The sequence below is a fragment of the Streptomyces sp. NPDC005574 genome, assembly GCF_040605435.1.
Lineage (GTDB): Bacteria > Actinomycetota > Actinomycetes > Streptomycetales > Streptomycetaceae > Streptomyces.
Genome location: NZ_JBEXCW010000036.1, coordinates 31,967 through 52,974, shown reverse-complemented (window position 1 = coordinate 52,974; position 21,008 = coordinate 31,967). Strand labels below are relative to the sequence as shown.

The 21,008-nt window shown below is 70.8% G+C and carries 20 protein-coding genes; 8 read left to right on the top strand and 12 right to left on the bottom strand.

The features are described from left to right. Nucleotides 1-16: 16 nt before the first annotated feature. Nucleotides 17-2,392: a transglycosylase domain-containing protein gene (locus ABZT03_RS23190; protein ID WP_356042164.1), complete on the bottom strand. Its 2,376-nt coding sequence runs from the start codon at nt 2,390-2,392 to the stop codon at nt 17-19. A gap of 307 nt (nt 2,393-2,699) precedes the next feature. On the opposite strand from ABZT03_RS23190, the gene ABZT03_RS23185 reads away from it, so the two are divergent. The 5 genes from ABZT03_RS23185 to ABZT03_RS23165 all read left to right on the top strand — a co-directional run bounded on the left by ABZT03_RS23185 (nt 2,700) and on the right by ABZT03_RS23165 (nt 7,543). Beyond that, nucleotides 2,700-3,644, top strand: a complete 945-nt coding sequence (locus ABZT03_RS23185) for an SPFH domain-containing protein (RefSeq protein WP_356042162.1) — start codon at nt 2,700-2,702, stop codon at nt 3,642-3,644. Then, complete coding sequence (locus tag ABZT03_RS23180; protein WP_356042160.1) at nt 3,641-3,877, top strand: hypothetical protein; 237 nt, start codon at nt 3,641-3,643, stop codon at nt 3,875-3,877. Before ABZT03_RS23185 ends, ABZT03_RS23180 begins: the two co-directional genes overlap by 4 nt. A 125-nt stretch (nt 3,878-4,002) precedes the next feature. Then, complete coding sequence (locus ABZT03_RS23175) at nt 4,003-4,527, top strand: PadR family transcriptional regulator (RefSeq protein WP_356042158.1); 525 nt, start codon at nt 4,003-4,005, stop codon at nt 4,525-4,527. Continuing rightward, nucleotides 4,524-5,213, top strand: a complete 690-nt coding sequence (locus ABZT03_RS23170; RefSeq protein WP_356042156.1) for an ABC transporter ATP-binding protein — start codon at nt 4,524-4,526, stop codon at nt 5,211-5,213. Before ABZT03_RS23175 ends, ABZT03_RS23170 begins: the two co-directional genes overlap by 4 nt. Then, nucleotides 5,210-7,543, top strand: a complete 2,334-nt coding sequence (locus ABZT03_RS23165) for an FtsX-like permease family protein (protein ID WP_356042154.1) — start codon at nt 5,210-5,212, stop codon at nt 7,541-7,543. Before ABZT03_RS23170 ends, ABZT03_RS23165 begins: the two co-directional genes overlap by 4 nt. A 58-nt stretch (nt 7,544-7,601) precedes the next feature. Here ABZT03_RS23165 and ABZT03_RS23160 read toward each other — a convergent pair whose 3' ends face one another. From ABZT03_RS23160 to ABZT03_RS23145, 4 genes are all read right to left on the bottom strand, one after another. Next, complete coding sequence (locus ABZT03_RS23160; protein WP_356042152.1) at nt 7,602-8,030, bottom strand: hypothetical protein; 429 nt, start codon at nt 8,028-8,030, stop codon at nt 7,602-7,604. Nucleotides 8,031-8,034: 4 nt separating this feature from the next. Next, nucleotides 8,035-8,421, bottom strand: coding sequence for a roadblock/LC7 domain-containing protein (locus ABZT03_RS23155; protein ID WP_356042150.1), 387 nt, complete (start codon nt 8,419-8,421; stop codon nt 8,035-8,037). A 39-nt stretch (nt 8,422-8,460) separates the two neighbouring features. Then, nucleotides 8,461-9,318, bottom strand: a complete 858-nt coding sequence (locus tag ABZT03_RS23150; protein WP_356042148.1) for a MarR family transcriptional regulator — start codon at nt 9,316-9,318, stop codon at nt 8,461-8,463. A gap of 178 nt (nt 9,319-9,496) precedes the next feature. Further along, nucleotides 9,497-10,453 (bottom strand): hydrogen peroxide-inducible genes activator, encoded by a 957-nt coding sequence (locus tag ABZT03_RS23145; RefSeq protein WP_356042146.1) that lies wholly within the window; start codon nt 10,451-10,453, stop codon nt 9,497-9,499. A 160-nt stretch (nt 10,454-10,613) separates the two neighbouring features. On the opposite strand from ABZT03_RS23145, the gene ABZT03_RS23140 reads away from it, so the two are divergent. Next, nucleotides 10,614-11,168, top strand: coding sequence for a peroxiredoxin (locus ABZT03_RS23140; RefSeq protein ID WP_356042144.1), 555 nt, complete (start codon nt 10,614-10,616; stop codon nt 11,166-11,168). A 6-nt stretch (nt 11,169-11,174) separates the two neighbouring features. Further along, nucleotides 11,175-11,717, top strand: a complete 543-nt coding sequence (locus ABZT03_RS23135) for an alkyl hydroperoxide reductase (RefSeq protein ID WP_356042142.1) — start codon at nt 11,175-11,177, stop codon at nt 11,715-11,717. A gap of 110 nt (nt 11,718-11,827) precedes the next feature. Here the strand turns inward: ABZT03_RS23135 and ABZT03_RS23130 are convergent, their stop codons facing one another. From ABZT03_RS23130 to ABZT03_RS23110, 5 genes are all read right to left on the bottom strand, one after another. Beyond that, the gene (locus ABZT03_RS23130; protein ID WP_356042140.1) at nt 11,828-13,186 is read right to left on the bottom strand and encodes an AI-2E family transporter; all 1,359 of its coding nucleotides are present in this window, start codon (nt 13,184-13,186) and stop codon (nt 11,828-11,830) included. A 135-nt stretch (nt 13,187-13,321) separates the two neighbouring features. Further along, the gene (locus ABZT03_RS23125; protein WP_356042138.1) at nt 13,322-14,017 is read right to left on the bottom strand and encodes a transglycosylase SLT domain-containing protein; all 696 of its coding nucleotides are present in this window, start codon (nt 14,015-14,017) and stop codon (nt 13,322-13,324) included. Nucleotides 14,018-14,438: 421 nt separating this feature from the next. Further along, on the bottom strand, nt 14,439-15,764 hold the full coding sequence (locus tag ABZT03_RS23120) for a PhoH family protein (protein ID WP_356042136.1): 1,326 nt from the start codon (nt 15,762-15,764) through the stop codon (nt 14,439-14,441). A 328-nt stretch (nt 15,765-16,092) separates the two neighbouring features. Then, entirely contained in the window at nt 16,093-16,866 is a 774-nt protein-coding gene (locus tag ABZT03_RS23115) for an isoprenyl transferase (protein WP_356042134.1), read from the bottom strand. A 1,029-nt stretch (nt 16,867-17,895) separates the two neighbouring features. After that, nucleotides 17,896-18,945 (bottom strand): class I SAM-dependent methyltransferase, encoded by a 1,050-nt coding sequence (locus ABZT03_RS23110; RefSeq protein WP_356042133.1) that lies wholly within the window; start codon nt 18,943-18,945, stop codon nt 17,896-17,898. Between the two features lie 51 nt (nt 18,946-18,996). Between ABZT03_RS23110 and ABZT03_RS23105 the strand changes: the two genes are divergently transcribed. Continuing rightward, the gene (locus ABZT03_RS23105) at nt 18,997-19,560 is read left to right on the top strand and encodes a DinB family protein (RefSeq protein WP_356042131.1); all 564 of its coding nucleotides are present in this window, start codon (nt 18,997-18,999) and stop codon (nt 19,558-19,560) included. Nucleotides 19,561-19,578: 18 nt separating this feature from the next. Here the strand turns inward: ABZT03_RS23105 and ABZT03_RS23100 are convergent, their stop codons facing one another. Next, nucleotides 19,579-20,091: a GNAT family N-acetyltransferase gene (locus tag ABZT03_RS23100; protein WP_356042129.1), complete on the bottom strand. Its 513-nt coding sequence runs from the start codon at nt 20,089-20,091 to the stop codon at nt 19,579-19,581. Then, the gene (locus ABZT03_RS23095) at nt 20,091-20,966 is read right to left on the bottom strand and encodes an LLM class flavin-dependent oxidoreductase (RefSeq protein ID WP_356042128.1); all 876 of its coding nucleotides are present in this window, start codon (nt 20,964-20,966) and stop codon (nt 20,091-20,093) included. Before ABZT03_RS23095 ends, ABZT03_RS23100 begins: the two co-directional genes overlap by 1 nt. Nucleotides 20,967-21,008: the final 42 nt, after the last annotated feature.

Below are 21,008 nucleotides of genomic sequence, written 5' to 3'. Positions count from 1 at the left end.
CGTCCGCGCTCGGCCCTCACTGCCCGAGGTTCGGGTCGAGGGGAGCGTCCGAGACGTCGCCCGACGGCGAGGTCTCGGGGTCCGTGGGTTCCTCGCTGGTCGCCGGGGCCGTGGGCGACGACGACGTGGGCGGCGCGGACGTGGGTGTGTCGGAGGGCGTCGGATCGGACGACGGTGACGGGGAGGACGAGGTCTGCGACGGGGAGGCGGTCGGCGACTTCGAGGGGGTCGCCGAGGGGGGCGGCTGGACCGCGGCGCCCTGGGTGGTCTCCAGGTCGAACTTGGTGACCTTGGTCTGCACCCCGAAGGTGTACGTCGCCCAGATCTGCGCGGGGTAGCCGCCGCCGTTGATGCGGCCGGGGCTCGGGATGAGGCCGGTCGCGCCGGTCAGGGACACCTGGGCGTGGGACTTGGGGTTCTCGCCGAACAGGCCGACGGAGGTGACCAGGCTCGGTGTGAAGCCGGTGAACCAGGCCGACTTGTTGTTGTCGGAGGTACCGGTCTTGCCGGCGACCTTCTGGCCGTTGCGCCTGGGGTTGTCCCGCACGGAGGTCCGCGCCGTACCGTCGTCGACCACGCCGGTGAGCACCGAGGTCACCGAGTCGGCGGCCTCGCGGCTGACGACCTGGGCCCCGACGGGGTTGGGGAGCTGGACCTTGCGGCTGCTGTTCTGCACCGACTTGATGAGGGCCGGGGTGACCTTCTTGCCGTGGTTGTCGAGGGTCGCGTAGACGCCGGCCATCTCCAGGGGGCTCGCGCCCATGGTGCCCAGGGTCTGCGCGGGCACCGCCTTCAGCCCGCTGGTGTCCATGCCCAGGTCGGCCGCGACCTTCAGCACCTTCTCCATGCTGACGTCGACGCCCAGCTGCGCGAAGACGGAGTTGATGGACTTGTTCATGGCCGTCTGGACGGTGACCTCGCCGTAGTCCTGGTCGTCCTCGTTCTCGGGGGCGAAGGCGATGTCGCTGCCCTTGACGGGGCGTTTGCTGGTGCCGTCGTAGAGCGTGTTGGCGGTGATCTTCGTGCCGTCCTGCGTCTCGGCGCCCTCGTCGAGGGCGGCGGCGAGGATGACCGGCTTGAAGGTGGAGGCCGGCTGGTAGTCGCGGCGGGTGGCGTTGTTCGTGAAGTGCTTGAGGTAGTCCACGCCGCCGTACATCGCGACGACCGCGCCCGTCTTCGGGTCGACCGACACGGCGCCGGCCTGTACGTCGCCGTCGACCTTGCGCTTCTTCTTGTCCAGCTTGCTGGTCAGCTGGCCCTTGACGGACGCCTCCAGCGCGGCCTGCTTCTTCCGGTCGATGTTGAGCGTGATGGTCCAGCCGCCGGCCTCGACCATCGCCTCGGCCTGCTTGGCGTCCTCGGCGCTGCCCTGCGCGACGAGCTGGCGGGCGAGTGAGTTGTTCGCCGCGTCGACGAGGTAGCCGATCTGGCCCTTCTTGCCGGCCGAGGGCTTGGGCCCCTTGGGCACGGGGAACTTCATGCCGTCCCGCTCGGACTTGTCCAGCCAGCCCTGTCCGACCATGTTGTCCAGGACGTAGTTCCAGCGCGCCTTGACCAGCTTCTTGCCGGTGTCGGTGGCGACGGCCCAGTCGTACTGGCTCGGCGCCTGGAGCAGCGCGGCGAGGTAGGCGCCCTGCGCGACGCTGAGCTTGCCGGCGTCGACGCGGTAGTAGCACTGGGCGGCGGCCTGGATGCCGTAGCAGCCTCGGCCGTAGTAGCTGGTGTTGATGTAGCCGGCGAGGATGTAGTCCTTCGACTTCTCGCGGTCCAGCTTGAGCGAGATGACCATTTCCTTCAGCTTGCGCGTGACGGTCTGGTCCTGGGTCAGGTAGTAGTTCTTGACGTACTGCTGGGTGATCGTCGAGCCGCCCTGCGCGCCCTTGCCGGAGACCGTGTTGAGCAGACCGCGCGCGGTGCCCTTGAGGTCGATGCCGGCGTCGTTGTAGAAGGTCTTGTTCTCGGCGGCGACGAAGGTCCGCTGGACGCCCTTGGGGATCTGCGCGAGGTCCACGACCTCGCGGTTGACGTCTCCGTCGCGGGTCAGGGTCGTGCCGTCGCTGTACTTGTAGACGTTGCTCTGGAGCTTGGCGTCGGCGTTGCCGGCGGGGATGCCGATCATCAGGTACATCAGGAGGAAGCCGCCGATGCCGAGCAGGCACAGGCCGAAGAACGTGCCCAGGATCTTCTTCCAGGTGAACATCCTGCGTATGAGGCTTTTGTCGCTGCTGCCGGTCTTGGCGCCCCGGCCCGCCTTGGAACCCTTCCTGGCCGCCGCCCGGCCGTGGCCCACGACGGTCGCCTCCGGTTCGATGACCGCCTGTGAGGAACGGCTCCTCGGCGCAGCGCGGCGACCACCGCGCTGCCGCGCTCGTCTGTCTTCCGCTCGCCCCATGAGTCGCTTCGCTCCGCTTCCTACTCGGCAGTCACGCCCGTACGTGGGCCCAGGTCAGCTCAGAAAGCTAACACCGCTGTCTATGACAAAGGGGCCGCGATCCGGTCTTTCGCCGGGGTGAGAATCAGCACCCGTGTCAACGGAACCGACGAACAAACCGGTCCGAGGGTTGCCCGGAGAGGGTCCCAGCGCGCTAAAGTGATATCACTTAGCTAGATCGGAGCTATGACCCGAGCAGGGCCGGAGCTCCGCCCGGAGCCGCGCCCCGGCGGCAGCGGCTCCGCAGACCACGAAACGGGGGACCTCCATGTCCGTACACGAATCCACCGCGCCCGCGGACGCACCCGACGTACCGCAGATGCCCGCACCCCGGGTGCGGGAGTTCACCGCGAACAGCATCGGCGGCGGGCTCGCACTGCTGCTCGGGCTGCTCGGGCTGCTGCTCGGCGCCGGGATGATCGCCACCGCGACGACGATGACCGGGTCCGGCCCCAAGGCCGGGCTGATCGTCGCCGGCATTCTGGTCGGCATCGCCGCGTTCCTCGCGATGTGCGGGCTGAACACGGTGGCGCCGGGCGAGGCCCGGGTCGTCCAGCTCTTCGGCCGCTACCGGGGGACGATCCGCGAGGACGGACTGCGCTGGGTGAACCCCTTCACCTCGCGCACCAGCCTCTCCACCCGCGTGCGCAACCACGAGACCGCCGTCCTCAAGGTCAACGACGCCTACGGCAACCCGATCGAGCTCGCCGCGGTCGTGGTGTGGAAGGTCGAGGACACCGCGCAGGCCAGCTTCGAGGTGGACGACTTCCTGGAGTTCGTCGCCACCCAGACCGAGGCGGCCGTACGGCACATCGCGATCGAGTACCCCTACGACGCGCACGAGCAGGACGGCCTGTCGCTGCGCGGCAACGCCGAGGAGATCACCGAGAAGCTCGCCGTCGAACTGCACGCGCGCGTGGAGGCGGCCGGCGTGCAGATCATCGAGTCGCGGTTCACCCACCTCGCGTACGCTCCCGAGATCGCCTCGGCGATGCTCCAGCGCCAGCAGGCCGGAGCGGTCGTCGCGGCCCGGCGGGAGATCGTGGAGGGCGCGGTGGGCATGGTCGAGGCGGCCCTGGACCGGATCGCCGAGCGGGACATCGTGGAGCTGGACAGTGAGCGGAAGGCGGCGATGGTGTCGAACCTGATGGTGGTCCTGTGCGGCGACCGGGCACCGCAGCCGGTCCTCAACACCGGGACCCTCTACCAGTGACGGACACCCCCGGGGGCGAGGCCCCGCGGAGCCGGCCGCAGCAGCGCAAGCAGGTGCTGCTGCGGCTGGACCCGCTGGTGCACGAGGCGCTCGCGCGATGGGCCGGCGACGAACTGCGGTCGGCGAACGCGCAGATCGAGTTCCTGCTGCGGCGGGCCCTGAAGGAGGCGGGCCGGCTGCCCGGCGAGGCGGGTCCGCAGCCCCGCAGGGGGCGGCCGCCCCGCACCCCCTGACGTCCCGGGCTGCCCGTGTAGCGAAACCGTGACAATCGCCTCCCACCTGCGCTCCCCGACCGTCCGCCATGATCTGCGCACGCCACGTATACATAGCGCGTATACACGGTATGTACAGTGCTCACATGTCCATCGGTCACACCCTCCTGGGACTCCTGGAGTCCGGGCCCCGCCACGGTTACGACCTCAAGCGGGCCTTCGACGAGAAGTTCGGTCACGACCGGCCGCTGCACTACGGCCAGGTCTACTCGACGATGTCGCGGCTGCTGAAGCACGGCCTCGTGGAGGTCGACGGCATCGAGGCGGGCGGCGGCCCGGAACGGAAGCGGTACGCGATCACCGAGGCCGGCGTCACCGACGTGCAGCGGTGGCTGGCCACACCGGAGAAGCCCGAGCCGTACCTCCAGTCCACGCTGTACACCAAGGTCGTCCTCGCCCTGCTCACCCGGCGCGACGCCCGCGACATCCTCGACGTCCAGCGCGCCGAGCACCTGCGCAGCATGCGGATCCTCACCGACCGCAAGCGCAAGGGCGACCTCGCGGATCAACTGATCTGCGACCACGCCCTGTTCCACCTGGAAGCCGACCTGCGCTGGCTGGAGCTGACCGCGGCCCGCCTCGACAAGCTCGCCGAGGCGGTGGCCCCGTGACACATCCGGCTGGTTCCCTGCTCGCCGCCGACGGTCTGCGCAAGACCTACGGCCCCACCGTCGCCCTCGACGGCGCCGGCTTCTCCATCCACCCCGGCGAGGTCGTCGCCGTGATGGGCCCCTCCGGGTCCGGCAAGTCGACGCTGCTGCACTGTCTCGCCGGCATCGTGCCGCCCGACTCCGGGTCCATCACCTACGACGGACGCGAGATGGCGACGATGGGCGACACCCAGCGCAGCGCGCTCAGACGCTCGGAGTTCGGGTTCGTGTTCCAGTTCGGCCAGCTCGTGCCCGAACTCACCTGCGTCGAGAACGTGGCGCTGCCCCTGCGGCTCAACGGGACCCCCCGCAAGCGGGCCGAGCGCGCCGCCCTCACCTGGATGGAGAGGCTGGAGGTCGACGACCTGCGCGCCAAGCGTCCCGGTGAGGTCTCCGGCGGCCAGGGGCAGCGGGTCGCCGTGGCGCGCGCGCTGGTCACCGACCCGCGCGTGGTCTTCGCCGACGAACCCACCGGCGCCCTCGACTCCCTCAACGGCGAGCGGGTCATGGAACTGCTCACCGAGGCCGCCCGCTCGGCCAACGCGGCCGTCGTGCTCGTCACGCACGAGGCCCGGGTGGCCGCCTACTCCGACCGAGAGATCGTCGTACGCGACGGCAGGTCCCGCGACATGGAGCGCGCCATATGAGCGTGCGCCAGTGGTCCAGGGATCTGGCCATGGGGGTCCGGTTCGCCTTCGGCGGTGGGCGCGAGGGCTGGGTCCGGGCCCTGCTCACCGCCGTCGGGGTGGGACTGGGGGTGGCGCTGCTGCTGCTCACCACCGCCCTGCCCAGCGCGCTGAACGTGCGCGGCGAGCGGGAGGACGCGCGGCTGGACTACACGTACGACTTCACCCCCAAGCCCGCGGCCGACGACACCCTCGTGGTGTCCGACGTGGACACGACGTACCGCGACGAGCAGGTCCGCGGCCGGCTGATGCAGCCCGAAGGGGCCCGCGCCCCGCTGCCTCCCGGCCTCGCGAAGTTCCCGGCGCCCGGTGACATGGTCGTCTCCCCCGCGCTGAAGGAACTGCTCGACTCCGACGGGGGCCGGCTGCTGCGCGAGCGGCTGCCGTACCGGATCACCGGCACCATCGCGGAGCCGGGACTGATCGGTTCGCACGAACTCGCCTACTACGCGGGCTCCGACGACCTCGCGGGCAAGATCCAGCCGCCGACCGTGGCCCGCATCGACCACTTCGGCGACCCCCACCCGAGTCCGGAGAGCACCGACCCGGTGCTGGTCCTGCTCGTCCTCGTGGTGTTCATCGTGCTGCTGATGCCGGTCGGCGTGTTCATCGCCGCGGCCGTGCGCTTCGGCGGCGAACGGCGCGACCGGCGGCTGGCGGCGCTGCGGCTGGTCGGCTCCGACAGCCGCATGGTCCGGCGCATCGCGGCCGGCGAGGCGGTCGCGGGCGCGGCGCTGGGACTGGTCTTCGGCACCGGGTTCTTCCTGATCGGCCGCGAGATCGCGGGCTCCGCCGAGGTGTTCCAGATCAGTGTGTTCCCGAGCTACCTCAACCCCTCGCCCGCCCTGGCCGCACTCGTCGTCATCGCCCTTCCGGCGGCCGCGGTGCTGGTCACCCTGTTCGCGTTGCGCGGGGTGGTCATCGAACCGCTCGGCGTGGTGCGTACGGCGAAGCCGGCGCGGCGCCGGCTGTGGTGGCGACTGCTGCTGCCGGTGGCCGGGCTCGCGATGCTCTCCCCGATGCTCGGCCAGGGCCGCGACGACGGCACGTTCAACGAGTACCTGGTGACCGGCGGTGTCCTGCTCCTGCTGGTCGGCATCACCGCGCTGCTGCCCTGGGCCGTCGAGGCGGTCGTCGGCCGGCTCGGCGCCGGCGGGGTGGCCTGGCAACTGGCTGTGCGCAGGCTCCAGTTGAGCAGCGGCACCGCGGCCCGCCTGGTCAACGGCATCGCCGTGGCGGTGGCCGGCGCGATCGCGCTCCAGATGCTGTTCGCCGGGGTGGAGTCGGACTACTCCAGGGACACCGGGCAGGACCTGACCCGGGCGCAGATGGAGGTCGAGGTCCCGGCCGGGACCCCGGCGGCCCGGGTGACCGGCGACCTGACCCGCACCCAGGGCGTACGGCGGGTGGTGTCGATGTCCGAGGGGTTCGTCGGCGCCCGCCGCAAGGACCCGAAGGTCACCGTCCAGCTCACCGTGGGCGACTGCGCTGCCCTGCGCGAGGTGGCGACGCTGCCCTCGTGCCGCGAGGGGGACGCCTTCGCGATCAACGGTTCCGAGGGCGACTCCGACACGCGGGGCCTGGCCGAGCCCGGCCGGACGCTGTACCTCGACCCCGCCTACACCGGGGAGAAGGGCAACGCCCCGTTCGCCTGGCCGGTGCCCCGGGACCTGAAGCGGGCGGGGGCCCGCAACGACCCGGGCGGCGCCGAACGCGGCGGCTTGCTGATCACCTCGGCCGCCCTGCCCGCGAAGGCCACGGCGCAGCTGCGCTCGCAGGTCTACATCTCGCTCGACCCGGCGGTCCCGCTGGCACACGAGTACGTCCGCAACACGGTGGCCCGGATCGACCCGCTGATCGATCCGATGACGTGGACGGAGACCGAGCGGTCCGAGCGGTTCACCTCCATCCGCACCGGCCTGTTCGTCGGCGCCGCCTGTGTGCTGGCGCTGATCGGGGTGAGCCTGCTGGTCTCCCAGCTGGAGCAACTGCGGGAGCGCAAGCGGCTGCTGTCGGCGCTGGTAGCCTTCGGCACCCGGCGCCGGACGCTGAGCCTGTCGGTGCTGTGGCAGACGGCGATCCCCATCGCGCTCGGCCTGGTCCTCGCCGGCGCGGTCGGGCTGACCCTGGGCGCGACGCTGCTGAAGATGACGGGCACCACGGTGAGCGTGGACTGGGCGAGCGTGCTGACGATGGCCGGCTTCGGCGCCTCCGTCGTCCTGTTGGTGACGCTGCTGAGCCTGCCTCCGCTGCTGCGGCTGATGCGGCCCGACGGGCTGCGCACCGAGTGAACCGGCGGCCCCGCCCCCTCCCTTTCCCGCCCGGGAGAAGGAGGGGGCGGGGGCGCGTTCAGAGGCTGTACTCCCGCACCACGCGCCGCACCTGGGCGAACAGCATGCCGACGTTCACCGACTTGCGGCACACGACGACGGCGACGACGTCCTGCTGGTCGTTCATCCGCACGAACAGATGCGTCAGGTTCTCGCTGTTGACGAGGATCTCCTGGAAGAAGTGGTTGTCGCTCGCCACTCCCCGGCGCTCCTTGAAGACGTCCTCGATCATGACGACCGTGCGGCCCTGGAACAGGTCGAGGGTCGCTCCCGCCAGCAGGTCCAGGACCTCGGGCGGATGGTTGTCGACGGTCTCGTACGACAGCAGCATGCCGGTGGACATGTCGACCGCGCCGGAGGCCACGCACTCGGGGGCGTCCGACCGCAGGGCCTTCACCAGGCCCATCACCTGATCTGAGAAATTCGCGGACATACGCTTGGTCGCCATCCCTTCACACTCCTTCCGGGGCCTTCTCGGTGAGGATCGCGTCGATGCGGTCCAAGGCCGGCTGACTCGCCGTGTGCAGGCGGTCCACGTCCAGTCCCTCGTCGCCCAGCACCACCATCAGGGCGGTGTCGCCGACCGCGTAGAAGGCGGCACATCCGTGGCTGCCGTAGGCCACGGTCCGGCGCAGCGCGCCGCGTGAGGTCGCCTCGGCGGTACGGCGGGCGAGGCCGAGGCCGGCCGCGGCGAGGGCGGCGAGGCCCTCGGGGTCGATCGAGTCGGCGGTGTCGGCGGCGATCAGCAGTCCGTCGGCGGCCGCCACGGCGGTGTCGGTGATTCCGGTGACCTGCTCACGCAGGCCGCGCATTTCCATGGCCAGGGCTTTGCGGTCCATGCAGTCAACTTCCCTGTCTCTGTTCGGGTCCGGTCGGCTTCACTTGGGGGCTCCGTTCCGCGTGCGGAAGAATCCGCCGGGCTTACGGCGGGGCAGCGGGGCGGGTGTCGGGGACGGTGCGGGCGGGCGGGGCTCGGGCAGTTCCGGCTTGCGGTGGTGCACGCCCTGGCCCTCGGGAATGGCCAGCACCGGGATCGGCGGCGGGGCGAGGGCGCACACCAGAAGGCCCTCGGCGAGCATCCGGGCGACCTCGACGGTGACCGTGTAGACCCCGCGGCCGGTGCGGAACGCGAGGTCCCGGGCGGTACGGCGGCCGTCGGCGTGGGCGAGCAGTTCCTGCCGGAGTCCGGTGAGCGTGCCGGTGGGCAGCGGGGCGGGGCGGGGGCGTTCACGGTCCGGGCGTACGGGCTGGGGCATGGCGAGGACGGCGGACAGTTTGCGGGCCGCGTCCTGGAGCACCCTGGCGGCCGGTTCCCCCAGGGCGAGCTGCGTGAACGGCTCGTCGGCGGAGACGCGTTCACAGCTGTCCACCTGGCCGGCGACGATCGCGAAGGCCGCGTCGTGCAGGGCCATCGCGCACACCACCCGCAACTGCGCGGCGCCCGCGTACCCGTGGGTGATCAGACCGGCCGCCGGCCAGCGCGAGCCGCCCGACTCCCGGACCAGACCGGCCCACTCCTCTCCGCTGACCCGGCCGGACCGCAGCAGCAGCGCCTCGGGGCCCGGCGCGCCGGGGCTCTCGACCGCGACGACGAGACCCCCGCGCAGATGGAAGACGCCACCGGGATCACCGAAGACCCGCAGCTCCCCGGTGAACTCCGCCCGCCCGCAGGCGATCAGGGTCGGCGCCAGCAGGTCCTGGCCGACCCGGTCGAGGGGATCGCGAAGGCCCGACATCACTCCCCTTGACCTGTCGCACATACGCCTGACGCGTAACGCTGAGGAGGGAATGTGTAGCAGTCCGTGCGCATGTCCCGGGCGGACTCCCGCTACCTGTCCCCGGCTGACGGAAGTTGCCCCGCGACGTCTCTCAAAAGGCTTTGTCCGGGGCTCATTTGAACGATCGGGGCGGCTTTCAGTCGTCCTGGTCGAGCACCCGTACGGGCAGCGGACGCAGCGCCTCCCGCAGTGCGGCCGCCAGTTCGCCGTACTCCACGCCGCGTGCCGCGCCGGTCCGCATGGCGAGGGCGACCCGGCGGGCGGGTGCGGGCTCGGCGAAGTATCCGGTGCGCAGCCGGTCGCTGCGGGTGGCCTCCACCCTGAGGGCGGTGCGCGGGAGCAGGGTCACCCCGAGGCCGCCCGCGACCAGTTGGACCAGAGTGGCCAGACCGGCGGCGGTGGTGGTGACCGGCGCGTCGGCGCGGCCCGCCTCCCGGCAGATGTCGAGGGCCTGGTCGCGCAGACAGTGCCCCTCGTCCAGGAGCAGCAGGTTCAGCTCACGCAGCGCCTCGCGCGGGATGCCCGTCCGGCCGCCGAGCGGGTGGTCGAGCGGTGTGACGAGCACGAAGTCCTCGTCGAACAGCGGTAGTTCGGCCACCCCGGGCACGCCGAGGGGGACGGCGAGCAGCAGCAGGTCGAGCCGGCCGGAGGTGAGCCCCTCCACCAGGTTCGCGGTCTGCTCCTCGTGGACCTGGAGGTCGAGGTCCGGGTAGCGGTCGTGGACCAGCCGCAGCACGGTGGGCAGCAGATAGGGCGCGACGGTCGGGATGACGCCGAGCCGCAGGGTCCCGGTGAACGGCACCCGGACGGCCTCGGCCTCCTCCAGCAGCGCCGCGACCTCGGCCAGCACCGCCTTGGCGCGTACGGCGATCCGGCCGCCGGCGGGTGACAGCAGCACCTTGCGGGTGGTCCGCTCCAGGAGGGTCAGGCCGAGCATCTCCTCCAGTGCGGAGACGGCACCCGACAAGGCGGGCTGGCTCATGCCGATCGCGGCGGCCGCGTCACGGAAGTGCAGGTGCTCGGCCACGGCGGCGAAGGCGCGCAGCTGCGCGAGGCTCGGGGGCCTGCGCCCGTGGGGGTGGGCGGGGAGCATGGCCGTACCTCTTACTCGCAGTCACTGATAGCCGTAGTCGATCAACCTGACCGAGTGTAGCTATTTCTCGTATCAATGCACCTTGTGTCAGGATCGCAGCTGTCCAAAACCTGAGACGCACCCCTGTTCCGGGGGTGCTTCTTCGCTGCAAGGAGAGCGTGTGCTCACTGTCGGTGACAAGTTCCCCGAGTTCGATCTGACCGCCTGTGTCTCGCTGGAGAAGGGCAAGGAGTTCCAGCAGATCAACCACAAGACCTACGAGGGTCAGTGGAAGGTCGTCTTCGCGTGGCCCAAGGACTTCACCTTCGTGTGCCCGACCGAGATCGCCGCCTTCGGCAGGCTGAACGAGGAGTTCGCCGACCGTGACGCCCAGGTCCTCGGCTTCTCCGGTGACTCCGAGTTCGTGCACCACGCCTGGCGCAAGGACCACGACGACCTGCGCGACCTGCCGTTCCCGATGATGGCCGACTCCCGTCACGAACTCATGCGTGACCTCGGCATCGAGGGCGAGGACGGCTTCGCCAAGCGCGCCGTCTTCGTCGTCGACCAGAACAACGAGATCCAGTTCTCGATGGTGACCGCGGGTTCGGTGGGCCGTAACCCGAAGGAGGTCCTGCGGGTCCTGGACGCGCTCCAGACCGACGAGCTGTGCCCGTGCAACTGGAGCCAGGGCGACGAGACGCTCGACCCGGTCAAGCTGCTGGCCGGGGAGTGACCTGACATGTCGCTGGACGCCCTGAAGTCCGCCCTGCCGGACTACGCCAAGGACCTGAAGCTCAACCTCGGGTCCGTCATCGGCAACTCCGACCTGCCCGCACAGCAGCTGTGGGGCACGGTGCTGGCCACCGCGATCGCCTCGCGCTCGCCGATCGTGCTGCGCGAGCTGGCGCCGGAGGCGAAGGCGAACCTGTCGCCGGAGGCCTTCACCGCCGCCAAGTCCGCGGCGGCCGTGATGGCGATGAACAACGTCTTCTACCGCACCCGCCACCTCCTCTCGGACCACGAGTACGGCACCCTGCGAGCCGGTCTGCGGATGAACGTCATCGGCAACCCCGGTGTCGACAAGGTCGACTTCGAGCTGTGGTCGTTCGCCGTGTCCGCCGTCAACGGCTGCGGTCTGTGCCTCGACTCCCACGAGCAGGTGCTCCGCAAGGCGGGCGTCGAACGCGAGGTGGTCCAGGAGGCGTTCAAGATCGCCTCGGTGATCCAGGCGGTCGGCACGACGCTGGACGCCGAAGCGGTCCTGGCGTCGCTGCCGGAGTAACCCGCACACCACGCGGCGCACGCGAAGGGGTCCCGTCCACCCTCGGTGGACGGGACCCCTTCGCGTTGCTCTTCGCCTTCCCGCTTCCCGGCCCGGGCGGGCCGCGACGGTTACGCCGTCGGCTCGGACGGCTGCGGGCCCGTTCGCACCGGCCGCGCGTCCGACGGCGCCGCCGCCTGCGCGTCGGCGTCCGCGGGCGCCGAGTCCACCGCCGTCGCGCCGTGCGGCTTGGGCGAGTACCGGAGCGCCGACTCCCGTGAGTACGACCGCAGATAGCCCACGACCGTGTTGGTCACGGCGACCAGCGGCACCGCCACCACCGCGCCGCCGATGCCGGCGATCATGCCGCCCGCCGCCACCGACAGCACCACCGCCAGCGGGTGCACCCGCACGGCCCGGCCGAGGATGAACGGCTGCAGGATGTGGCCCTCGATCTGCTGCACGGCCAGTACGACCGCCAGGGTCATGACCGCGGTGAAGACACCCTGGGTGACCAGCGCCACCACCACCGCGAGCGCCCCCGAGACCACCGCGCCGACCAGCGGGATGAACGCGAACAGGAAGATGAACACGGCCAGCGGGACGGCCATCGGCACGTCCAGGAAGTAGATGCCCAGGCCGATGAAGATCGCGTCGATGAGCGCCACCAGCACCGTGCCGCGGACGTACGCCGTCAGCGTGCGCCAGGCCCGCGGACCCGCTCCGGCGACACCGGGCCGGGCTGCGGCGGGCACCAGCTTCAGCGTCCACTCCCAGATGCGCCGGCCGTCGTAGAGCAGGAAGAGGGTGGAGAAGATGGTCAGGAGGATGCCGGTCAGGGCCTCCACGACGACGGTCACGCCCTCCAGGCCGACCGACGTGATGGCGTCCGTGTTGGAGCCGATCGCCTCGCGCAGGTTCTTGGCGATCTGGTTGATCTGCTTGTCGGTGACGTGGAAGGGGCTGTGGAGCAGCCACTTGCGCAGCTCGTCGATGCCGTCCTGGACCTGGCTGGAGAGGTTGTCGATGTTCTCCATGACCTGCCAGGTCACGAACCAGCCGATCAGCCCCATGACGACGAACCCGAGTATCGCCGTGAGCGCCGTGGCCAGGCCGCGCGGGAACCCGATCCGCCGCAGCCGCTCCACCGTCGGCTGGAGCAGCGCCGTGATCAGCAGCGCGCCGACGAAGGCGAGGACCACGAGTTGAACGGCGCTGATGACCCGCATCAGCACCCAGACCGTGCCCGCCAGGATCAGCAGCCGCCAGCCCGCCTCGGCCGCGACCCGCATGCCCCACGGAACCGCCTGGGCGGGGTCCGGCCGGGCCGCGACGACGGTCACGTGGTCCGGAAGCACCGCCTCCTCGGGGGGCTGCGCGCCGTCCTCGTCGTGCTCCCGCTCCGCCTCGGCGCGACGCTCGTCCAACCTCTCACCCATCTCGGTCAGTCCGGCGCCGATACGGCCGAGCCACCCTGGCACTCGCGACATGATCGGTCCTCTTCCCCCGTCTCTCCCCACTACTCCCCCTGGAGTCGTCGCGTCCGACCGTACATGGCCAAAGCCCCTCCCCCTAGGACGGGGAGGGGCTTCGCGAGGTTGAGCGGGGACCGGAGTCCGGACGGCCTAGTAGTAGTTGTTGGCCTGCCAGAACGCCCAGGCGTCACACGGGCTGCCGTACCGCTCGTTCATGTAGTTCAGGCCCCACTTGATCTGGGTGGCCGGGTTGGTCTGCCAGTCCGCGCCGACGGACGACATCTTGGAACCCGGCAGCGCCTGGACGAGACCGTAGGCGCCGGAGGAGGCGTTGACGGCCTTGTAGTTCCAGGTGGACTCGTGGTTCACGATGTTGCTGAAGCACTGGAACTGGCCACTGCCGACGATCTGCGCCGCCATCGCCTGGACCTGCGCCACGGTGTACGAGGTCTGGACCGGGAAGCTGGCGGAGCTGCGGCTGGCCGCGACCTTCGTCTCGGCACGCTCCTTGGCCGCCTTCTTGGCGGCTTCGGCGGCCTTCTCGGCAGCGTCCTTCTTCTGGATCGCCGTCTGAGCGGCCGCCTTGCGGGCAGCCTCCTCGGCGTCCTTCTTGGCGCTCGCGTCGGCGGCGATGGCCTGGACGTTCGCCTGCTGAGTCAGGGACGCGGTCTGCACCTGGGCCTGCTCGCCCGTCGGCATGTCCGCGAGGAGCGTCAGGTCGGTTGCCGTCGCCTCGGCGTCGTTGGGCTGGGCGGTGCTGCCCGAGGCAACTCCGACGACGCTACCGACAGCGGTGACCGCGGTGGCCGAAGCCACTGCGAATCCCCGGACCGAAATCCGGCTCACACGGTTTTCCTTCCAGCATCGTCCGCTTCGGTGACCCTGGCGGACGCAATCGTGCCCACTGACGCTGGCCTCCCACCTAAGGGTCACGGGAGGCACGGGCCCGGTGGGCAACTCCCCCTGGGGGAGCACCGCGTGGTGCACGGGCGGCATACGACGACGCTATGGAGTTGGACCTGGTGGCTCTGTGGTGCCGTACCGCTGGGGGTACAGATGTGTCGTATGCGGGGCCTGACAGGACTGAGACTCTAGCCGTAACCCGACGCCGCGAGGCAATTCCGAGTTGCGTGTGAAAGCTCACATGCCGTTTGTCCCCGGGGATTTCAAGAAACGCCCACACACGCCGGCGCCGCCCGGCTAGGCTCTTGGCCTTTCACCGGGCGGCGCCAACCAACGGACCGCTGCGCCTAGTTGGGCGCTCGGATCAGATGTGCCCGTCCTCCAGCATTTCGGTCACAAGTGCCGCGATCTGGGACCTCTCGGACCGCGTCAGCGTGACGTGCGCGAAGAGCGGATGCCCCTTCAGTTTCTCCACGACGGCGACGACACCGTCGTATCGGCCGACCCGCAGGTTGTCCCGCTGCGCGACATCGTGGGTCAGAACGACCCGCGAATTCGAGCCGATCCGGGACAGAACGGTCAGCAGGACATTCCGTTCCAGGGACTGCGCCTCGTCCACGATCACGAACGCGTCGTGCAGTGAGCGGCCGCGGATGTGCGTGAGCGGCAGGACCTCCAGCATCCCGCGCGCGGTGACCTCCTCGATGACCTCGCGGCTGGTGACCGCGGACAGCGTGTCGAAGACCGCCTGCGCCCAGGGGCTCATCTTCTCGGACTCGGAGCCCGGCAGATAGCCCAGCTCCTGCCCGCCCACCGCGTACAGCGGCCGGAAGACCATCACCTTCTGGTGCTGGCGGCGCTCCAGGACCGCCTCCAGGCCCGCGCACAGCGCGAGCGCCGACTTGCCGGTGCCCGCCCGGCCGCCCATCGACACGATGCCGATGTCCGGGTCGAGGAGGATGTCCAGCGCGATGCGCTGCTCGGCGCTGCGGCCCTTGATGCCGAACGCCTCGCGATCGCCGCGCACCAGACGGACGTCGCCCTCGGGCGTGACCCGCCCGAGGGCCTTGCCCCGCTCCGACTGGATCATCAGGCCCGTGTGCACGGGGAGTTCGGCGGCCTCGGGTACTTGGGCGCGCCCCTCCTCGAAGAGAAGGTCCACCTGTTCGCCGGCCAGGGTCAGTTCGGACATGCCGGTCCAGCCGGACGAGCCCGTGATGGCGAGCTCCGCGCGGTACTCCTCGGCGAGGAGCCCGACCGAGGACGCCTTGATCCTGAGCGGGAGGTCCTTCGACACGACCGTGACGTCGTACCCCTCGGCCTGCAGGTTGCGGGCGACCGCGAGGATGCGGGAGTCGTTGTCCCCCAGGCGGTAGCCGCTGGGCAGCACGCTGGGGTCCGAGTGGTTGAGCTCGACACGGACGGTCCCGCCGAGGTCCCCGATCGGGATGGGGGCGTCGAGGCGACCGTGCCGGACCCGGAACTCGTCGAGCAGGCGCAGCGCCTGCCGGGCGAAGTAGCCGAGCTCGGGATGGTGCCGCTTTGCCTCCAGCTCCGTGACCACGACGATGGGGAGCACGACTTCATGCTCGTCGAAGCGGTTCAGGGCGTTCGGGTCGGCCAGCAGAACGCTGGTGTCGAGAACATAGGTGCGCCGGTCTGGCATACGGCGCTTTGTGCTGGTCACCACGGAAGGACGTACCCCCTCGGATGAGGTCGGGGAGCGACGGAGTGGAGCTGGACCGGTCGTCGGCCGCGATGCGCGGGCCGGGGACCGGCCCTCCACTGCTTCTTCCGTGCCAGAACCGCACGGTCGAGCTGGTGCAAAGGGCCTCCCGGGCGGACGGCCCCGTGCCGTCCGCTGAGATCCGACACCCGTGGTTCGGGCATCGACCTGCTTGGGTTATGCCCTCGAACATGCGCCGCCATGCCACGGCATATGACGGCGCTCCGGTGAACTCCGTGTTACTTCCGTCCCGAACGGGGCAGATGTTGCCCTCTACGAGGGGTTTTCCGGGTCATCCGCCGTAGCGGCGGTGGCGGGCGGCGTAGTCGCGCAGGGCCCGCAGGAAGTCGACCTTGCGGAAGGCCGGCCAGAAGACCTCACAGAAGTAGTACTCCGCGTGGGCCGTCTGCCACAGCATGAAACCGGACAGCCGCTGCTCGCCGCTGGTGCGGATCACGAGGTCGGGGTCGGGCTGGGCGCCGGTGTAGAGGTGCCGGCTGATCGCGTCGACGGTGACGGACTCGGCGAGGTCCTCCATCGAGCTGCCCTTGTCGTCGGCGTCGAGGATCATCGAGCGCACCGCGTCGACGATCTCCTGGCGGCCGCCGTAGCCGATGGCGACGTTCACCAGTATTCCGTCGATGTGCGCCGTGGACTCCTCGGCCTCCTTCAGCGCCGTCTGCATCGGCGACGGCAGCAGGTCGGGCGTGCCGACGTGGTGCACCCGCCAGCGCCCGTCGGCCGCCAGGGTCCGTACGACGTCCTCGATGATTCCGAGCAGCGGGCCGAGTTCGTCCTGCGGCCGGTCGAAGTTGTCCGTCGACAGCAGCCAGAGGGTGACGACCTCGACGTCCGTCTCGGAGCACCAGCCGAGGAACTCCTCGATCTTCTCGGCGCCCGCCCGGTGACCGTGGACCGTGGTGGAACCCGCGGCCTTCGCCCAGCGCCGGTTGCCGTCCATGATGACGCCGATGTGCTTGGGCACCTGAGCGTGGTCCAGGTGGCCTTCCACCCGGCGTGCGTACAGCCTGACCAGCAGGCCGCGCAGCTTGTCGCGCAGGTTCACGTGATTGTCAGCCCCTCCGTACGGATCGGACAGGCGCGGCTTCGACCGGCTCTGGCGCGGCCGAGGGCGATCCCTGTCCGTATGGCGGTCCGGGGGCTCCGTATGGCGTTCCCCGGGGGCGAAGCCTACCCCTGCGGGGCCTGTGCGCCGGATCGGGGCGGCGCGGAGGGCTACGGCGGCCTGCCCGCCGGGGCCCCGCGACCGGGTGCGCTGCGGCGCGGCGACGCGGGCGCGGGGCCAGGGAGTTGAAGGTGTGCGGATGGGGGGTGGCGGGGCTCGCGGGGTCAGGGATGCAAAGGCGCGCGCAAGGGGTGCGGGCGACGTCCGGGACCTGTCCGGGCACAAAAAACGGGCCGGTCCGTGGGGGGGAGACGGACCGGCCCGAGGGGGGGTTTCCACCATAACCCTTCGTGAGTGATGCTGCGTGCATCGGCATGCCACAACTACTCTCCGCAGTCGTACGGCAACGCGGCGATGGTCGCCCTTGACTCAGATTCAATTGGACACGCGTCCCGTTCACAACGGAATCTCAGGCGATCCACGGGAGATAGGGATGGATTCCGAGGGTTTGCCACACCTTGGACCTCGCCCGGCGGGGACCCCGCGCGTCCCCCCTCCGGGTGAACCGGAGCGCCGTCGCCCACTTGACGCCGGGTCGGCCTCCGGCGGTGGGACGCGGCACCGCGCAGCCCCCTCCGCCACGCGGTGCCGCCCGCGCAGCTTTGCTGACGCGAATTACCTTGGTCTGAACCTACGGGACGGCTCGCCGTCGGCGCGAGCCTTCGGGATAACGATGCGGAAACCCTGTGGGCTTCTTGGGGAAATGTCGCGGATGTCGGACAGTCAGGGGGCGCGGCGAAAGGCGAATAATGCTCCTTTTGCTAACGCATTGACCGACTATCGCCCTACGGCGAGGGCCGCCCTGCGGCGAGGGCTCGCCCGGTGCTCGTCAGTCGGTCGGCTCTCGTCAGTCGCGCTCGTCAGTCGGCCTGCGCTCGTCAGTCGCGCTCATCAGTCGGCCTGCGCTCGTCAGTCGGCCGGTGTCGCCCGGCGGGCTTCGACCAGGTGGCGGGAGCTGTGCGCGACGAAGCGGCCCTCCGACCGGATCCGCTCGTGCAGCGAACGGAGTTGGGCCTCGTATGCCTCGACCGTGAAGCCGGGCACCATCCAGATCACCTTGCGCAGGAAGTGCACGACGGCCGCGATGTCGTAAAACTCCATGCGGAGCCGTTCTGCACGCAGGTCCACGATCTCCAGGCCGGCCGCCTCCGCCTCCGCACGCTCACGGTCGGGGTGGCGGGCACCGTGCTGCCCCTCCGACAGGGGACCGAGGAAGTGCTCGACCAGCTCGAAGGCGCTGGCGGGACCCACGTGCTGGGCGAAGTACGTGCCGCCGGGCCGCAACACCCGGACGATCTCCCGCCAGTGGGGCCGCACGGGATGACGGCTGACGACGAGGTCGAAGGCGCCGTCCGCGAAGGGCAGGGCGGCGTCCTCGGGCGACGCGACGACGGCCACCCCGCGCGGGCGCAGCAGGGCGGTGGCCTTGGCGACATTGGGCGGCCAGCCTTCGGTGGCGACGGTGAGGAGAGGGGCTCGGGGGTGCGTGCTCTGCGCGGGGTCGGTGAGCGGGGGCGCGTGGGTGGGGTCGGTGAGCGGGGGTGCGTGGAGGAGCCTGCCGAGGGCAAAGTCGAGGACCTCCCCTCCCCCGGTCTGGATGTCCAGCACGGCATCCGCGCCGGTCAGGCGCTCGGCCATCGACACCGCGTAGCCCCACGAGGGCCGCGCCTCGGTGGCCCGCCCTTCGAACCACGAGAAGTCCCACCCCGCGGTGGGCACGGCGGCACCCTCGGCTAGGAAGTCCTCGAAGCTGCGGGACGCGGGGCGTGCGGCTCGGCCGGACTCCTGATGGGTGAGATGGCCGGGGGCGGGGTGGCCGGGGGCGGGGTGCATGGCGTCACCTGGTGCCTGGTGGGTGGCAGCGCCGGGGGCGTGGTGGGCGAGGTGGCCGGGGGCTTGGTGGGCGGCGTCGCCGGGTGTCCGGTCGGACGGCTCGTGGGTCGCGTGGTCGGAGGCCATGCGGGTGATCGTCCCAGGGCGATGTCAGTGGCCGCTGATAATTTTCGGAGCATGACGCGACCCGACACGACCGGTACCCCCGACCCCGCGCCCACACCCGCCCCGGCCCCTTCAGCCTCGCCCACCAGGCCGTACACGGGCGGCGAGAAGGAGATTCTGCGCGACGGCCTCGACCGCCACCGGGACGCGGTGCTGTGGAAGCTGGAGGGACTGGACGACGAGGCGCTCCGCCGCCCGATGACGCCGTCCGGGACGAGCCTGCTCGGCCTGGTCAAGCACCTGGCGTCCGTCGAGTACGGCTGGTTCGTGGAGAGCTTCGGCGGCGAGGTGGAGCCCCTGTGGTTCGACCCGGAGAGCGACGAGGACATGCGCGCGGACCAGGGCGAGACGACCGCGCAGATCGTCGAGTTCTACGGTCGTGCGCGGGCCGCCGCCGACGCCGTCATCGCCGTCCGGTCCCTGGACGATTTGGGCCGGCCCACCTGGCGGGAACACGCCGTGTCGCTGCGCTGGGTCCTGGTCCACATGATCGAGGAGACGGCGAGACACGCGGGCCACATGGACATCCTGCGGGAACTGGCGGACGGGGCGGTGGGAGACCGGCGGCCGGGATGACGGGTGCCGGGGGCGCGGTCACGAGGTGCGCGGGGGTGGTGGTGCGGGTGCGGGGGCCGGCAGAACGAGCAGGAGGTGCTCGTCCTCGCCGTGCCGCACGATGCCCGAACGCTGGAAGCCGAGTTTCTCCAGGAGGCGTACGGAGGCCGTGTTGCCGGCGAAGGGGTCGGCGTACAGGGGCCGGTTGACCTCCTCACGCAGGAACAGGCCGAGGGCCTCGGCACCGATGCCGCGACCCCAGTAGGGCCGCCCGAGCCAGTACCCGACGAAACGGCGGCGGCTGTCCGCCTCGTCTCCCTCCCACCAGGCGACGATGTGCCCGGCGGGCTCCTCGTCCACGGTGACCGTGCGCACGAGGCAGGTGTCGTCCCCGAGGATCGCGGACTTCCAGTGGGTGAGGAAGGCGTCACGGGGCCGGGGGGTGAACCGGGACCGCCGTACGGCCTCCTCGTCGTGTTCGAAGGTGAGAAAGGCTTCAAGGTCGGCGTGGATCACACCGCGCAGTCGTACGCGCTCCGGGTGGTCGGTCATCACGGCACCAGGGGCCGTACCTGCTCGGCCGCGAAGCGCACGAACCCCTCGGGGTCCGGTTCGTCGCCGGTCGGCTGGAGGACGACGGTGTCGGCACCGGCCTCCGCGAGCCGCTGCACCGCCTTCGCCACGGCAGCCGCGTCCCCGGCGACCCCGAGGTCGGGCACCGAGCCGACGCCCTCGGCCACGAGTTCCGCGCGCAGCCGGGCGGCAGCGTCCGGTCCGGTGGCGGCGAGCAGATTGACGACCACCCGGTGCGGTTCGCCGGTACGGCCGGCTGCGGCCCGCCCCGCGTCGATCAGCCGACGCGCCTCGCGCACACCGTCGGGCGTGGTGGAGGAGGTCAGGACGGTCCCGTCGGCGGCCTCACCGGACAGCCGCAGCGAGCGCGGCCCGGTGGCACCGGCCAGCACCTCGACGGGACCCTCGGGCGGCCAGTCGAGGGCGACGTCGTCCAGCTTCACGTACCGGCCGTCGGTGGTGACGCGCGCTCCGCCCAACAGGCCGCGCAGCGCGTCGAGATGCTCCCGCAGGAGCGTCAGCGGCGACTCGACACGCGCCCCGACCTGCCCCATCCAGTCCTGCACCCCGTGCCCGACGGCGACCACGGCACGTCCGGGAAACATGCGGTGCAGCGAGGCGGCCTCCATCGCGGTCACGGCGACGTTGCGCAACGGCACGGGCAGCAACCCGACCCCGACCCGCACCCGCTCACTCCACGCGAGCGCGGCGGCCGCGGCGGACACCCCACCCTCCCGAAAACAGTCCTCCCACAGCCACAGCTCCCCCAGCCCACTCTGATCAGCGATCAGAACGACGTCACGCAACCGCTCAGGAGGAAGCTGAGGCCGGAACACGGCACCTAGTGCAGTCATGGGGACTTCCTACCCGTCGGCCCACGTTCGGACAACAGGTCC